We start from the raw sequence: 16,488 nt of genomic DNA on the forward strand, positions 1-16,488 counted from the left end.
CCAGCGACCCCCGCGATCGAGAATCTCAGCTCAGGGTGCCTTGAGCCGGAGGTTGAAGACGTAGGACACCGCGATCGGCTGCCCCTGCAAAGTCACCGGGGCAACGCGGCATCCGTTCATGGCTGAAAGGATTGCCTGATCCATGTGCGGCAGTCCTTTGATGATCGAGCAGGAGCTGCAAACACCCTGGGCGGATATATTGCATTTCACGATGGCCAGCCCTTCCACGTGGGCTGCCCGGGCCTGCGGCGTATAGATCGGCGAGCACGCCTGGCTCGGCCGGGTCATTCCAGCACCGAATGGCAGGATCTGATACTGAGGCTTCGGCGGCTCCGGGGGTGGAGGCGGTGTCGGACTACCGAGCTGTCCACCAAGGACCCCCCCGACGACACCACCAACGACGCCCCCGGGAACGCCACCCGGCACGCCACCCGGCACGCCCCCCTCCTCCCCTTCGTCTTCTTCCTTCTCCTTGGGAGGCTCCGGCGGCTTCTCCTTCGGTTTCTCCTTGGAGTCGTAAATGACGTCGGGCCGCTGGATCGGCTTCGGCTTCTGGATGTCGGTCTTTGGTGTCTTTTTCCCGCCTGGCGGTGGTGGAGGCGGCGGCGGCGGTGGAGGCGGCGGTGGCGCGAAGAACGTGACTTCGACGTCTTTCTTCTCCTCCTCTACAGGACGAGTGGAGATGTAGAGGACGCCGGCAATCACAATGCCGTGCGCAATGACGGAGAGGACCGTGCCCGCTCCGAGGCGCCCCTTCGAGGCGGTAGCGTGACCTAGAACCGAGTCGAACATGGGGGGTTTCCGAAGCTTTTCGAGGCTTTGGCTGGTTGTCCAGGAACATCCCACGGTCGGGTTGGAGCTGCGGTTTTCGAGGCAAAAGTCTCGAGTCGCTGGCTACCCGACCGTGGCACCCGAGAGGAGTCTACCAGCGCGTCCATGCCACAAAAAGTCTATTGCTTCGCCTCGAATCTGTTTAGGGTAGGGCCCGACTCAGTGATGCCGTACTTTCCTGGAGGGAGTTTCTGTGAATCTCCTCGACACTATTAGAAGCGTTAAAAGGCGACCGCCGAGAAGACCCGTTGGTCTGTGGGCGGCGCTGCTCCTGTTTGCCGCCGTTCTGTTTTCAGCCGTTCCTGCCTTGGCCCAAGGTTCTTCAGTGATTACGGGCAAGGTCATCGACGCATCGACGGGTAAAGCCGCCGCGGACGTCGTTGTCACTGCCACCTCGCCCGCTCTGCTGGGCGAGCAGATTGTGGTTACGGACGGGACTGGACAGTATCGTATCCCCCAACTGCCCCCCGGTGACTACACTCTCCGGTTCGAGAAGGAGACCTTCAAGCCTTCGTCCCGTAGCGGGATCACCCTCCGCTCTGCGGTGACCATTCGTATCGATCAACAGCTCGCTCCCGAGGCCGTCCAGGCTGGTGCTGGCGAGGAGATCGTGGTCGTCGGTCGTGCACCGACGGTCGACGTCGGATCCAGCACGTTCGCACAGAACATCAACCAGGATTTCACGCGTCGCATCGCGGTGGCGCCGCCTGCCGGGAAGGGCGGCGCGCAGCGCTCCTTCGAGTCGGTCGCGGAAATCGCACCTGGCGCGAAGTCCGACACGTACGGCACCTCGATCAACGGCACGACCTCCCCCGAGAACCAGTACGTCATCGACGGCGTATCGGTGAACGATCCTGCCTTCGGCATCATCGGTACGCCCCTCACCATGGAGTTCATCAAGGAGGTGAACGTGGTGACCGGCGGATATATGCCCGAGTACGGACGGTCCACCGGCGGTGTTCTCGATGTCGTGACCAAGAGCGGTGGTAACGAGTTCCACGGCTCCGTGTTCTTCAACATCAGCCCTGGATCCATGGAAGGGCGGCGCGAGATCGTCCAGCGTGAGGGTCAGACCGTCCTCACCGAGCCCTACCTCGGCAACATCCGGGACTACGGCTTCGAGATCGGCGGCCCGATCATCAAGGACAAGCTCTGGTTCTTCGCCGGTGTCGACATCGCGCTGACGACCCGCCGGGTCGAGCGTTACCTGAACCGAATCAGGGGCTTCGACACGAACCCCGACGACGACGCGACCAGCAGCCGCTCGGGTGAAAATACCGGGTTCGGAAACCCCTACCGAAGCGACAGCGGCTTCACCCTCGTCGACGAGATCGAGGGTACGCGGCGCAAGTACTACGGTACGTCGCAGACCATCCAGTACATCGGCAAGCTGACGTACCAGGTCAACCAGGACAACACCCTGACCCTGAGCGTCTACGGTTCGCCGAGCAGCTCCGGTGGCAATGGCCGCCTGGGCATCCTGTCCGCCTCGGGTGGCATGGAGGGCGGAACCTTCAACGGCCCCTACCAGGCGATTGGTCACGAGTACGTCGACAGCGCCACCGACGTGTCGTTGCGCTGGCAGTCGGCGTTCAACAACAAGCGCGTCCTGCTCGACACGACCCTCGGCTGGCATCACCAGGTCTCCAAGACGCTGGCCTCCGACGGGACGACCGTTCACGACATCGCGGCCGGCCGCGGCCTCGCCGGCGTTCCCCGCGTCATCTGGCGCCGTAACGCGAACCCCGGCTTCCACTCGATCGGCGAGTTCGAGTCGTTGCCCCCCGAGGCGGTTGCTGGCTGCGAGCCCCGCGTCCTCACCCGGCCCGACGGCACCACCCGGACGGTCATGCCCTGCCCTGCGCAGACCTACAACAGCGGCGGTCCCTCGCTCCTCAGCGACGCCACGCTCGATCGTCTGCAGTTCAAGAGCATCGTCACCGGCCTCTTCGAGGGCCTCGGCCATCACGTCGTCAAGGGCGGCATCGATGTCGAGCTGATGATGTACGACAACACCCGCGGCTACAGCGGCCGTCAGGTGTTCCGTGAGAGCACGGGCGGCGGGAACTTCCAGGACTACCGTATGTACGGCTTCCTGACGGGTCCCAATGTCAGCGACTACGTGATCTTCGACCAGATCCAGGCGAACTCGATGTCGACCACCTTCGGTGGCTTCGTCCAGGATAGCTGGAGCATCATGGACAAGGTCACCGTCAACCTCGGTGTCCGCTACGACGCGCAGTACCTGATGGGCAACGACGGCAATGTCGCCCTCGCCCTGCCCAACCAGTGGTCGCCTCGTCTCGGTGTCGTCTACGACTTCACCCAGCAGGGTCGCTCCAAGCTGTTCGCGAACTACGCTCGCTACTACCAGAGCGTCCCGCTGAACATCCTCGACCGTGCGTTCGGCAACGAGCGTCAGATCATGTCGCTCCGCCCCAGCGTTGCTGGCGGTGGCACCTGCGATCCTCGTGATCCCGCCCAGGCGACCGGCGCTGCTTGCCAGGCCGACAGTGGGCGTATGGCCATCAACGGCCCTTACGACCCGAACCAGTACTGGCTGCCGCTCAGCGGTGGCAAGGCAGCGGTCGACTCCAGCATCACGCCGCAGTCCTCCGACGAGTTCATGATCGGTGGCGAGTACGAGATCTTCCCCTCGGCCCGCCTCGGCGCGACCTACACCCGCCGCTGGCTGAACCAGGTCATCGAGGACATGAGCCGCGACGACGGCAACACGTACTTCCTCGGTAACCCCGGCTCCGGCATCGCGACCGACTTCCCCGAGGCCACCCGTACCTATGATGCGGTGACCCTCTACTTCATGAAGACGTTCGCGGACCTCTGGCTTGCCCAGGCGACCTACACGGCGTCTTACCTGCGCGGCAACATCGCCGGCCTCTACCGGCCGGAGACGGGCCAGCTCGACCCCAACATCAACTCGGACTTCGACCTCATCTCGCTGCTCCCGAACCGCTTCGGCGCCCTGCCCGGCGATCGCACGCACGAGATCAAGCTGTACGGCTCGAAGGGCTTCGAGATCCCGGGCGGGATGCTGCTCGACCTCGGCCTCTCGTTCCGCAGCCGTTCCGGTGGTCCGACGAACTACCTCGGTTCTCACCCCCTCTACGGCGGTGGCGAGGCCTACATCCTCCCGCGCGGCAGCGGCGAGCGGCTCCCGTGGCAGCACGACTTCGACGGCCGTATCGGGTTCTCCCTCAACCTCGCGAAGGACAGCATGCTCACGGTGTCGATGGACATCTTCAATATGTTCAACTTCCAGCAGGTCGCTTCGGTTGACCAGGTTTACACGAACTCCGACGTGCTCCCTTGCGTCGACGGGACCCCGGGGCAGCTGCTGCCGAGCGGCGGCGATAGCTGCATCCGGAAGAACGACGGTTCGCCGTTCACCGAGGAAGACAGGAACCCCAACTTCGGCAACCCCCTCTCCTACCAGATGCCTCGGACCTTCCGGTTCGGTGCTCGGGTGACCTTCTAGGCCTGGAGAAAGGAAACGAGTCATGAAGACGCGAATCCTTGGTATGGCCATCGGGCTCGGGGCGCTGTGGGCGTCACTGACCGGCTGCTCGCAGCCGGCTCCCGAATGCACGGTGGGCACGGCGACGGCTAGCCCGTTCGCTGCGAAGCTGTTCTTCGTGAGCGGCGACGAGTCCTGCAACCCGAGCTATCAGGCCCTGCAGTACGAACAGATCGGCCTGCAGGTCTACAATCCGCCGGACAGCAGCGGCAAGCTGCCCGACACCGATCGACGGCTCGTCGCCATCCAGCCAAGCACGGCGGGCAATTACTTGCACGGCGTCGGTGGCCCGGAGAGCAACAAGGCCTACTCACTCGGCGAGTTCGACGGCGCCTATCCTGAGAGCAACGTCTGCAAGGCAGCCACGCTGAGCCCTGCGACCATCGTGCTCCCGGAGATCGTGCCGACGAATGAGGACCCCACGGCGCAAGCCGAGGTGGACATCTCGTACACCTGGTCCGATCTGGAGGTCTACGTCACGCCTGCCAACCTGGGGAACCAGGCACAGGCGACGATGACGTACACCGACAACCTCGCCAACTGCAGCGCCACCTACCGGGCGGTCATGCTGTGGCCCGAGGTCGGCTGCGAGGAACTCGCCTTCTTCGCGCCCTCCGTTCCCGACGGTGAGTGCGATCCCATCGGCGATCCGAGCTCGTGCGTGCCTTGCACGCCCGACCAGAACCCCGAGTGCGACATCTACGGGACGGGGAAGCCGAACAACGCCCTCTGCGATCAGGAGGACGACCCGGAGCCTCCCTACGAGATCAACCACGGCTCCGGCCTGGGTCCCGATCTCCGGGTTCGTTGCGACGCGCAGGCACTGCTCTGCGTGCTCGACAGCAACGAGATCCAGCGCCCGCAGGACTGATCCCCTCCTCTGGCCGCAGGCGCCCTCCACGTGGCGCCTGCGGCACACTCCACGACCCCTCACTTCCTGTCGACGCCCCACCCAGCCGTGGGTCGCTCGCTCACGCCACACTCGGCGCGTGCGCACGGCCATCGCTCGGTCGCGCTCCAACACGCGCACCGCTACAGTAGGCTCGTCCACTCACGGACTCGACCCATGCCCATCTACGAGAAGCGCTCCAGGATCGCCGCCACCCCCGAGCGCGTCTTCGCTTTCCACGAAGCCCCCGACGCGCTGGAGAGACTCACCCCGCCCTGGGAGTCGGCACGGGTCTTGGAGAAGTCGGCAGGTATCGACGTCGGCGCCAAGGTGGCCCTCGTGATGCGCCTGGGCCCTGTGAGCATCCGCTGGGACGCCGAGCACACGGCCTACGAGAAAGGGCGGATGTTCCAGGACGTGCAGCGGAAGGGTCCCTTCCGCAAATGGGAACATACGCACACCATGCTCCCCGACGGTGAGGGAGGCTGCTGGCTCGTGGACCGGATCGACTACGAGGTCCCCCTCGGCAAGCTCGGCACCTGGGTGGCGGATCGGATGGTCCGGAAGCGACTCGAACGCATGTTCACCTACCGCCACGACCTCACACGACGCGCGTGCGAGGAGCGCACGTGAAGCGCCCGACCGCCCTGCTCGCGTCGCTGAAGCTCACCAGCTGGCGTCGCGAGCGCCTCGCGGCAGCGCGCGGCAGCGCGTTCCTTGCACGGAGCGCCCCCCCCTCCCCTGGCAACCCCTCAAGGCCTGGCGACGAGCTCACGCGCCGCCTGGCACGGCTGGCCGGTGATCACCGAGAGCGCGTCGGCCAAGTCGCAGAGACGCTGCGCACGAGCGAGCGACGCCTTGTCGCCAGCCGTGATGCCCTTCTTTGCCGTATCGATGGCACGCACGGCGAGCACCGTCCTCGCCCGCTCGGACATGTCCACCGTGCGCCGCGTGAATGCCTGACGGGCTCTGGGAGAGGGATCGACCACGGTGATCCAGCTCCACACCGTAGCCGTCGCCGAATCGGCGAACGCGCGCAAGACGCGTGGCTCACTGCTCGTACCCATGCAGGGCAGCACAGGATCGGCGGGCCCGAGATCGGCAGGCGACAGCGTCCGCCGAACGATGCGCTGAAGCAGAGCCGCCTCTCCGCTGGTGAGAACGTCCTCCTCTCCCGACAGCTCACCGACATCGAGCCGCCCCGCGAGCGCTTCACAGCGGGCGTCCAGCTCTCTTCGCTGGCGCTCGGCCTCACGCGCCTGTTCCTCTCGCCGCGCCTGCTCCTCTCGCTCTCGCTCCTGCTGTGCCAGCCGCTCGTGGCACGCTTGCAGCTTCTCCCCCGCCGCCGCCCGCTGCTCACCCGATCCCAGATCGAGATCGGCGGGCGCGATGCCCCGCACCACGCAGGGATCTGCCGCCCCCAGCGCCTCGTCCACGCGACCACGGGCACGCTGAAGACTGACGGCGAACAGCACGGCGCCGGCCAGCAGCAGCACCGAGACCACGAGGGCTCCTATCTTGGCCAGCCGCCGTCGACGGTAGGCCTTCAACAAGCCGCCAGCGTCCTGATCGAGGGCGACGCGCGCCCGCAGGAGCAGCTCTTGCCAGCGCCCGATGTCGTCGGCGAACCGCTGCAGCGGGGCAGCGACGGCCTTGTCGCGCGAAAGCTTCCTCGCGACCCGCATCAGCCCGACGCTGGAGTCGGGCGGCCGACCATCGACGGTCAGATCGGTGAGCCCCTTGAGCAACCCCCCGATGTGCCCAGCATGAACGCTCCAGGCGTGGGCCGCGAGGCGATAGGAAATGGTGAGCTGCTCGATCGCCGCGCGAAGCTCCGTCATGGGAAGCAGCTGCTCCACATCGCGTGGCTGCACCCCGGCGAGCTTCGCGGTCTGCTCGATGCCTCGCTCCAGACTCCGCCACAGAGTTTCGGGGGCAAGATTCGGCAACGCCTCTTGCAGCTTCCCGGCCTGGACGCAGGAGCCCGCGAAATGCAGCGGCCCCATCACACAGACCATGAAGGCTCCCCCCAGCTTTCCAGCCATGGGCCTGACTCGTATCCCTCGATCAGAGCGGTGCGACGACCACGCTACAGGACCCCGTCGACCGCCCGCACGGTGTCCTGAATGTCGAACTGATGAGTATACCCCAGGATCTTCCGCGCGCGCCGATCGTCGACCATGCACACGTACCGGATGTGGTCCAGCTCGGGGGCCGGAAACGAGGTGGCCCTGAAGCTCCAGAGGCGCTGGATGACGTTCCGCATGAGGAAGTGAGGGACCGGGACCCGACTCCGACCCGTGCGGTCGATCAGCTCCGAGAGGGGCAGCGGCGGTGGCCCTGCCAGGTTGAACACCCCCCTCACCCCTGGCTCCAGCGCTTGCACGATGGCGCTCACCACATCGTCATGATGGATGACCTGCACCATCGGATCGAAGCCGAGCAGCGTCGGGATGACGCTCAGACGGAGGTAGTTGGACGGCGCGTTCCGGACGGGTCCGAGGATGTGCGCCGGGCGCAAGACCACCGTCTCGGTCTGCGGCTGTTTCCAGAAGAAGGACTGCGCCAGCATGTCGATCTCGATGAGATCGCGGATGTCGCTGAACATCGCTCCGCCGAGGAGAGGAGCCTCCTCGGTGAGGAACTGTGCGTTGTCAGGGCGCGGACCATACACGTTCGCGCTGGAGAGCATGATCAGCTTCGGCACCTCGTACTGCGCGACGTACTCGAGGAGCCGCTGAAAGCCCGTCACGTTCCAGGTGTGGTGCTCGACCTGATCGATCCGCGGGTTGTGCATGACCCCGAGGTGCACCACCGCGGCAGGCCTCTCGTGGCGAAAGATGTCCTGCATCTTCTTGCGGCGGAGGTCGATCTGGTGGTGCTCGATGTCCTTGGGACGGCCCTCGAACGAGCGCCGGTCGACGCCGATCACCCGACGCTCACGATGCAGTCGCCGCGCCAGCCTGCGCCCGAGCCGCCCACAGATGCCCGTGATCAACACCGGGCGCATCCTCTCGTCGATCTGCTGCCCGGGGCGTCGGCTGGCAGGAAACTGGGACGCGCGGTCGCTCATGGCCCCCGACGGTCGCCTCCGAGGCCGCGATCGTCAAGAGGGACCTATTTTGCTAGGGTGAATGCCTCATGACGGAGGTTCGCGCTCTCGCGAGGGTCAACCACTTCACGACGAACGTCGCGTTCCCGCTCGCCAGGTTCCTGAGCGGCACGGCGCGCGACGCCGCGGACGATTTCACCACGCGCTTGCTGGGGCGCGACTTCGAGGAGCGCCTCCGTCGCGTCGCGGTCCCGCTGGCGTCTGCATCGAGCGGCGTCGATCCGTTCGGTCTCGACCCTGCGTGGGCCAAGTATGCGGTCGGACTCGCCGCCTTCTTTCATCGTTTCTACTTCCGCACGACCGTGACCGGGATCGAGCGGGTCCCGAGTGGACGGGTCCTGCTCGTCGCGAACCACTCGGGGCAGCTCCCGTTCGACGGAATGCTGATCGGCGCGTCGATGTTTCTCGACGCCGAGCCCCCCAGGATCATGCGCAGCATGATCGAGAAGTGGACGCAGACCTTGCCGTTCGTCTCGACCTGCTTCTCCCGCGTGGGACAGGTGGTCGGCGTCCCCGAGAACGCGAAGCGACTGCTCGACATGGGCGCCGCGATCCTCGTCTTCCCCGAAGGCTCGCGCGGCATCTCCAAGCCGTTCTCCCAGCGCTACCAGCTCCGCGAGTTCGGCCTCGGCTTCATGAGGCTCGCCCTGGAGACCGACACCCCCATCGTCCCTGTCTCCGTGATCGGCGCAGAAGAGCAGTACATCTCCTTCGGCAACATGGAGCGCGTCGCCAAGGCGCTGGGGATGCCCTCGTTCCCCCTGCTCCCCCAGTTTCTCCTGCCAGGCGGCCAGCTTCCTCTCCCGACGAAGTACCGGATCCACTTCGGCGAGCCGATGCACTTCCGGGGCGACCCCGATGATGACGACGCCGTGGCCGCCGAGAAGGTGGAGAGCGTGAGGGCGCGGATCCAGTCGATGCTCAACCGCGGATTGAAGGAACGGAAAAGCGTCTTCTGGTGAGGGACGGCGCCGCCTCAGCCTCCGTCGGCCTCCAGGAGCGCCGTGTCTCCTGCGCTCGGTCAACCTCCGCCAGGGCCGCCGGGCGCCCTCCCCGGGGCGCCCTCCACGCGACCTGACCCGGGCGGCTCAGCTCTCCGTGCGGTAGTGCGGGCCCGTCTCATCGTCGACGAGCTCCGCGTCCTCGAGCAGGTCCTCACCGTCCTGGGTCTGCTCGATGATCTCTTGCGCGTCCACGTAGGCCGGCTGTTCCCCGTAGCCTGCGTACGGCGGGGCGGCACCGGCGGAGGCGTCGGGCGCAGCGTGGTTTGCCGGCTGCGCGTACTGACTGTGGGTGTACTGGCCATGAGCGTCCTGCCCCTGCCCGTACGCCTCTTGCCCGTACTGCCCCTGCCCATACTGCCCTTGCCCGTACGCCTCTTGCCCGTACTGCCCTTGCCCGTACGCCTCCTGTTGCGGCTGGGCTGGCTGCGCATACGGAGCCGCGTAGCCCTGCTGCGCGTACCCAGCGTGCGCGGGCTGCGGCTGCTGCCCGTAGTATGCCGGGTCGTGCGCCTTCTGGCCGTACTGGGAGGGATCGTACGCCGGCTGCTGATCATGGCCCACCTGGGCGTAGACCTGGCTGGGATCCACGGCATGCGGGTAGCCCGCACCCTGGTCGGCCACCGCCGGGGGTTGGACGTAGGCCGGCGGCTGAGCCTGCGGATAGGCATAGGGATCGTACGCGCCCTGCCCGTGGTGGTTTTCGTACCCCCCGTTGACCTCCCCGGCGTGAGGGGCGCTGCCCACATAGGCGGGAGGTTGCACGGCCCCCCCCTCTTGCTGCGATCCGTACCACGCGGAGTGCGGCTCCTGCCCAGCCTGTACCGCCTCTGGCGCCACGGCGGACGCGCCGCCCGCCTCCGCCCCGTCCTCGAAGAGCGGCCTGTATCCCTGGTCGGTGTCGGCCGTCAGCGGCCGCTGGTGGTACGCAGCCTCTGCCGCCGACAGCGAGGTCGCCGTGGCATCGTTCTCGGTGATCGGGTTCGCGATCATCGCGGGAGGCGCAGGTGGCGCCGAAGGCGAAGCCCCGGTCACCGCCACGAGGGGCGGGACGACGGCCGCTGCCGTGAGCACGGCGGCGCCAGACGCAGCGCCCGGAGTGACCGACATCGGCCCTGCCCCCTGCGGTGCCCGCTTGAGCTTCCCGGTCTTCGCGCGATCGAGACCAGCCGTCGCCTCGGGATCGCCCGCCTTCATCCTGAGCACACGCCGCCAGGCGTCCGCGGACTCTCGGGCGTCGCCGATCTCTTCCTCCCAGAGCCTCGCCACCTTCCGCGCCAGCTCGGCGCGCAGCCCCTGGTCGCGCCCTCGGAGGATCTGGTCCTCGTAGAGCTGGATCATCCCGCGGTGGTCGCCGAGATCCATCAGCAGGCTCGACAGATCGTTCATCACGTCCTGATCGGCGGGAGAAAGATCGTGGAGCTTCTTCAGATCCACGGCTGCCCCCTTGCGATCACCGAGCACATCGCGGCGGAGCCGTGCTCGCCGGTGCAGCAGCTTGCGCACCAGCGGCCCGTCGAAGACCTCCTCCAGCGCCCGGCTCAGGGTCGCGCCCACGCGCCCCATGTCGCCCACGGTGCGACCGAGCTCCTCGATCGCGTCCAGCGAAGGATCGTCGACGTGCGTGATGAGCGCGTCGCCCAGCCAGTGAAAAGCGCGCTCGATGTCGTACAGATCGCGGAACGCGATGGTCGCCGCGCGCCGCAGAAGCGCCGCACGGGTACGCCCGCCATCACGCGTCCCCTGACCGCCCGCCGCCAGCGCCTCGGCCAGAATCCCCCGCAGCGCCGTGCCACCGGAAAGCGCGTCACCGGCCGCCGCAGCCCCCTCCAGAGCCACGATCGTCTCCTCTTGAACGCCCCCGCTGAGCGCGAGCTCGAAGAAGCTGCGTGCACGATCCTGAGCGCCCCGCTCGGCAGCCACCTGAGCTGCACGCGCCAGCGCCGGGAGCCGGTCGACCGGTGCCTTGCAGCGGCTCACCTGACGCTCGTAGAGATCGATGACGTGCGCTGGCACCTGGGTGAGCGTCGAGAGTCGCGAGAGCAAGCCCTCCGCTTCCGACGGCGGCACGCTGGAGAGCCCCGTCTCCCCGTGATTCATGGCCTCCACCGGATCGACGCCGGCGCTCACCTGCACCTCGGCCTGCCGCACCAGCTCCGCGGCACGGCTCACCCCTGACAGCTCCTTCACCAGGATCTCGTGGGCGATCGCGAGCGCCTCCAGATCCTTGAGTTTGACCGCGATCTCCTCCAGCCGCGCCGCGAGCTCCGTATCGGCCGCGCGCGATCGCGCCAGATCCATCGCCACCCGCGCCGCGTCGCTGCCTCGCCCGACCTCCACGAAACGATCGAACGCGCCGCGCAGCGCCTCCACGCGGGCCGGCCCGGCTGCCGACTCGTTCCACGCGACCAGCTTGGTGGCGACGATACCCTTCCAGCCCAGCTTGTCGCCGAGCGCCACGTAGGCCTCCCGGCATGGCTCGTCACCTTGATCCGCAGGGCGCTCCAGGCAGGCGAGCGCCTCGTCCCCCTTGCCCAGCTTCTCGTGGAGGATCTCCGCGAGCCGGCGGGTCATGTTCGACGCCTCTTCCTCGTCGCCCTCGACCTCGATCAGCATCGCCATCAAGGCCGCGACCTTCGGCCAGTCGCCGATCTCCTCGGACAGCCGCTGGAGCCGCGCAATCGCGTCGAAGTCCTCCGGATCGGCCGCGTTGACGATCTCCAGCGCCTTGATGGCCGCGTGCGCGTTCTGGAGCGGCCCCTCGTACAGGGTCGCCAGCCGCTGCGCGATCTCCACGCGATCGTCCCCCTCGGCGAGCTGGATCTCCCGCTCCAGCGCGGCCGCCGTCCCTTGCGGGTTGCCGCGACGCTCCTCGAGATCGGCCATCGCCCGGAGCGACACACGGCTCTTGGGATCCAGCGTCCGGTAGATGTACTCGTAGCGCTCGATCGCCCCGTCGATGTCGTCAATCCCTTCGGAGAGGATCCGCGCCTCGCGCAGCACGAGCTGCAGCTTGTCACTGTGGTTCTTCGTGATCGCGACCAGCCTGCGGAGCAGCTCCACACTCTCCTGGTGATCGCCGCGCTGGACCGCGTCCTCGACCAACTGCCCGAGCGCCTCCAGATCGTCACCGTCGGACAGCAAGAGCAACAAGCTCTCCCGAGCCCCCTCGGCGTCCCCGAGACCCCGCTGGACCTCCGCCGCCTGACGGCGCGCCGAGATGCGCCGCCCCTTGTCGCCCAGCTTCTCTGCGCGACCGAGCAGGTACTGCACCAGGTCGTGCTGCCGGTCCGCCCGCCGGAACTGCTCCTCCAGCGCCGTGGCGTAGGTGTCGTTCGCCGGGTCGATCTCCGCCGCCTGCTCCAGCCGCAGGATGGATCCGTCGATGTCACCGGACTTCAGCAGGAGATCCGCGGCCTGCGCGAAGAGCACGGCCCGGGGCTTGCCGTCGATGAGCTGCGCGCGCTGATCGAGCGCGTTGGCCGCCTCGGTGAGCCGGTTGGCTTCGAGGTACGCCTTCTCTGCCAGCTCCCAGAGCTTGGCCTGACCGAGCGCCTCCGCAGCTTCGGCGTAGGCATCCCCCGCGCCCGCAGGATCTTCGAGCCGCATCCGCAGATCGCCGAGCTTCTGGAGCAGCGGCCCGCGCGTCACTTTGTCGGTGAGGTTCGGAACCGAGTCGCCGATGACCTGCGCCGCGAGATCGAATCGCTCTCCCTTCTCGAACAGCTTCACCGCCGTCTGGATGGCGCTCTCGTCCTCGGGGGACAGGTTCGCGATGCGCGCCCACGCCTCCGCGGCGGCGACCACGTCCTTGCGCTTCTGCTCGTGTAGCGTCGCGAGCTTCTTCTCCAGCGCGATCTTCTGCTCGACGTCGGGGGTCCCCATGGCCTCCTGTTCGAGCACCGACGAGAGATCGTCCCAGCGCCCACCCCGTTCCAGGAGGCGCCGAAGCTGATCCCGCGCCTGATCGTCGGCCCTGTCGATCTGACAGATCTGCTTCCAGGCCTGGATGGCGGTGTCGATGTCGCGGAGCTGCGACTCGCAGATGCCCGCCACGTCACGGAGCTGCGCCTTCTTCGTGTCGATGGACACCGACGGCGCCCGCGAGGCCGCGAGGAGCACGTCCCGGAGGTCCGCGTACATCCGCTTCTGCCGGAGATGCTCCTCGACCCAGGAGAGCGCCTCCGCGTTGGCCGGATCGATCTTGAGCACCTCGCGGAACTTCGCGAGCGCCTGCGGCTTGCGGCCGCGCTGCGACTCCTCGTTCGCCTCGGAGAGGAGCTGCATGTAGTCACCGGCGGGCGGCGCAGAGCCGCCAGGTAGGCTCGTCGCCCCGAGCCCCTGCAGCGACGTGCTCGGCCGAGAGGGCCCCGTGTGCTCCGCGGCGAGGCTGGAGACGCCCGGCGTGTTCGCCAGACCCGCGACCGAGAGGCTCCCGGTCACGGGCGCCGTGGATACGTCGATGGCCGACGGGGCGGGGTTGCTCGGCGAGGCCTGCGGCCCGTGCCCGGGGAACGCGGCAGGAGGCGGTGGCGGGGGCAGCGCACCGGCCCGCGCGCGGGCCTCCGCGGCCATGAACCCCCCGGGGTTGGCCTGTACATAGGCGGCGTACACCGGCGCGAGCTCCGCCGTCCGGTTGAGCTGCTTGCCGTAGTGATCGGCGAGCTGCATCGCGCGGTCGTGCCCCGGCACCGCTTTCAGCGCGGAGGTGGAGTACGAGAACCCGTACTCACCGTCGTACATCTCCGCGAGGGAGACGAAGAGCTGCGCGGCCTCATCGCGGTCCCCGGGGCTCACTGCGCCCCCGGCGCCGATCAGCTCCAGCAGGAAGACACCCAGCTCCTGCGTCATCGCCACATCGTCCGGCCGGAGTCCGCGCGCCGACCGCATCACCTGCACGGCGCCCGCGAGATCGCTGGCGCGCCTCCGGATGTCCGCCTCGTCCCGGTAGAGCGCGATCTTGCGCTCCGGGTCGGAGATGATGGCCTGCTCCATCCCGAAGAACGGCACCGCCTCCGCGTACATCTGCTGGGATTTCAGCATCTCCCGCGCCGTGTAGATGGCGAAGGCATTCTGCGGATCCAGCTCTGCGAGGCGCCGCCAGTTCTCCACCGCCCGCTCCGGCCGGCTCAACGGCGGCTCGCTCCAGAGCTTCCCGAGCTCCTCGTGCAGACCGATGAGCTGGGTGCGCACCTCATTGCGCTCGTAGGCCAGCGGCGTGAGCGATTTGACCAGCCGCTCCAGCAGCGCCACCAGGGCCTTCTGATCGCCCTTGTCGCGGTAGAGCTGCGCCAGACGGTCCGCAGCGGTCCGCTGGGTGGGATCCTTGTCGATGGCGATCATCAGGGTGCGCGCGGCGTGGTGCGCGTCGCCCAGCGTGGTGGACCAGACATTGGCCGCTTCGCTCAACCAGTGCGCCGCGTAGCCCGGATCCACCGTCGCGCTGCCCACCTTCTCGAGCAAAATCGCGTAGGATCGAGGATCCTGCGTGCCGGCGTGGTGGGCGTAAGCCAGAGCCTCCTCATCGTGGGGATTGGCGACGAGGCGCTGGACGAGCGTTTCCATCTCCCGAGGATCCATCGTTGGGACGCGAAGTTACACGGTGACTTCCGCTGCGTACAGGGAAGTCTCGGTCCCTGTCGGCAAACCGAGCGTTCCAGGATCGGGGTGGGCCAGAGCCGAAATCCTACTGGAATTTCTCGTAATTGCGTTGCCGAGGCCGGACCTGACGGGAGGCCGGGATGACGGGTGCGCTCGTCGAGGGCGACGCGGTTGGACTCGGTGCCACCGGCGCCGGTGCAGACGTGGGTTCATCGACGGGGGAAGGTCCAGGTGGGTCGAGCGCGCTCCTCGGTGAAGCGCGCGACGCGGCGGCCCCTGCCGCTATCCCCACGTATTTTTGCACCTCGCGGGGCGCGCCCTGCGAGCGCTGTCGGCTGGCCATGAGGGCCAGAGCAATCAGTACCGCCAGCAAGGCGACCATCCCCACGATGAGGCCAGCGCGCGCCCCGAGCCGGCGCGCATCCGGCGCTCGGCTGCCCTTCGCCGTGCGGTCCACGACGGCCAGGAGCTGCCCGGTCGCGCTCGCCTCGGCCGGCGGAACCTCGGTCTCCTGGCTCCCTGCCTCGTCCGCCGGACTCCTCGAGGGGACGAGGCGCTCGATGGCCTCGATGAACTCCTTCGCGCTCGCTGGCCGGTCCTCCGGGCTCTTCGCGAGCACCCGGAGGAGGAGGTCCGACAACGGGCGCGAGATGCCTGCGTCGGGAGCCGCCTCGATCGGAGGGAGTGGCGTCGACTTGATGTGCCGCGCCATGACGACGACCGCATCATCGTCGATGAACGGCGGCCGCCCGACGAGCATCTGATAGAACAGCAGGCCGAGCGAGTAGAGATCACTCCGCGCGTCGAGCGGCTTCCCCTGCGCTTGCTCTGGCGACATGTAGCGCGGCGTCCCGAACACCGTCCCCGCCTGGGTCTCCAGCGCATCGACGGGCTGCTCCCCGTCGCTCATCACCTTGGCGATCCCGAAATCGAGGACCTTGCAGAGCTCCTGTCGATCCCCCGAGGGCAGACGGGTGAGGAAGAGGTTGTCGGGCTTCAGATCACGGTGAATGATGCCCTTCTCGTGCGCCTCGGCGAGCGACAGGAGCGCGTGGCGCGCAAAGCGCGCAGCCTCCACGACGGAGAGCCTGCGGTCACGCTTGAGCCGCTGGCCGAGCGACTCGCCTTCGAGCAGCTCCATGGCCAGAAACAGCGACCCGCCTGCGCCCAGCCCGAGGTCGGCGTCGGGCGAGTCGTCGATGATCTCGCCGAAATCGAAGACCGTGACCGTGTGCGGGGAGCTGAGCAGGCTCATCGCCCTGGCCTCGCGTGTGAACCGGGCCTTGGCCTGCGCGTCGAAGGCGCGATCCGAGCGGAGGATCTTGATGGCCACGTCGCGCCCCATCGCCTCCTGCCGCGCGCGGTACACCGTGCCCATGGATCCCGCCCCGAGCCTGCCGAGGATGACGAACCGCTCGGCGATGGTCGCTCCCAGGAAGGGATCGCCCTCGGCGTCCCTCAGGCTCTCGAGAGGGATGAGGGCGAGCCCATCGACCGGGCAGCGCGGCACGAGACGCGA

General features: G+C 67.6%; 9 protein-coding genes. 4 read left to right on the forward strand and 5 right to left on the reverse strand.

Going from position 1 to position 16,488, the window contains the following annotated elements:
- Positions 1-30: 30 nt before the first annotated feature.
- Positions 31-792 (reverse strand): TonB family protein, encoded by a 762-nt coding sequence (locus CMC5_RS25580; RefSeq protein ID WP_050432872.1) that lies wholly within the window; start codon positions 790-792, stop codon positions 31-33.
- A gap of 364 nt (positions 793-1,156) precedes the next feature.
- Here CMC5_RS25580 and CMC5_RS25585 point away from each other — a divergent pair, with 364 nt between their 5' ends.
- The 3 genes from CMC5_RS25585 to CMC5_RS25595 all read left to right on the forward strand — a co-directional run bounded on the left by CMC5_RS25585 (position 1,157) and on the right by CMC5_RS25595 (position 5,888).
- Positions 1,157-4,327: a TonB-dependent receptor gene (locus CMC5_RS25585; protein ID WP_245677750.1), complete on the forward strand. Its 3,171-nt coding sequence runs from the start codon at positions 1,157-1,159 to the stop codon at positions 4,325-4,327.
- Between the two features lie 22 nt (positions 4,328-4,349).
- The gene (locus tag CMC5_RS25590; RefSeq protein ID WP_156338868.1) at positions 4,350-5,237 is read left to right on the forward strand and encodes a hypothetical protein; all 888 of its coding nucleotides are present in this window, start codon (positions 4,350-4,352) and stop codon (positions 5,235-5,237) included.
- A 195-nt stretch (positions 5,238-5,432) separates the two neighbouring features.
- Positions 5,433-5,888, forward strand: a complete 456-nt coding sequence (locus CMC5_RS25595) for an SRPBCC family protein (RefSeq protein ID WP_050432874.1) — start codon at positions 5,433-5,435, stop codon at positions 5,886-5,888.
- A 119-nt stretch (positions 5,889-6,007) separates the two neighbouring features.
- Here the strand turns inward: CMC5_RS25595 and CMC5_RS25600 are convergent, their stop codons facing one another.
- Both CMC5_RS25600 and CMC5_RS25605 read right to left on the reverse strand, forming a co-directional pair.
- Positions 6,008-7,300, reverse strand: a complete 1,293-nt coding sequence (locus CMC5_RS25600; protein ID WP_050432875.1) for a hypothetical protein — start codon at positions 7,298-7,300, stop codon at positions 6,008-6,010.
- Positions 7,301-7,344: 44 nt separating this feature from the next.
- A complete protein-coding gene (locus CMC5_RS25605; protein WP_050436132.1) occupies positions 7,345-8,265 on the reverse strand; it encodes an NAD-dependent epimerase/dehydratase family protein in 921 nt (306 codons plus the stop codon).
- Between the two features lie 131 nt (positions 8,266-8,396).
- Here CMC5_RS25605 and CMC5_RS25610 point away from each other — a divergent pair, with 131 nt between their 5' ends.
- Complete coding sequence (locus tag CMC5_RS25610) at positions 8,397-9,329, forward strand: lysophospholipid acyltransferase family protein (protein ID WP_050432876.1); 933 nt, start codon at positions 8,397-8,399, stop codon at positions 9,327-9,329.
- Positions 9,330-9,455: 126 nt separating this feature from the next.
- On the opposite strand, the gene CMC5_RS25615 is transcribed toward CMC5_RS25610, so the two are convergent.
- Positions 9,456-14,933: a hypothetical protein gene (locus tag CMC5_RS25615; protein ID WP_050432877.1), complete on the reverse strand. Its 5,478-nt coding sequence runs from the start codon at positions 14,931-14,933 to the stop codon at positions 9,456-9,458.
- 121 nt (positions 14,934-15,054) lie between these two features.
- Positions 15,055-16,479, reverse strand: a complete 1,425-nt coding sequence (locus CMC5_RS25620; RefSeq protein WP_245677752.1) for a serine/threonine-protein kinase — start codon at positions 16,477-16,479, stop codon at positions 15,055-15,057.
- Positions 16,480-16,488 lie beyond the last annotated feature (9 nt).

It is taken from the genome of Chondromyces crocatus (genome assembly GCF_001189295.1).
GTDB classification, from domain to species: Bacteria; Myxococcota_A; Polyangia; order Polyangiales; family Polyangiaceae; genus Chondromyces; species Chondromyces crocatus.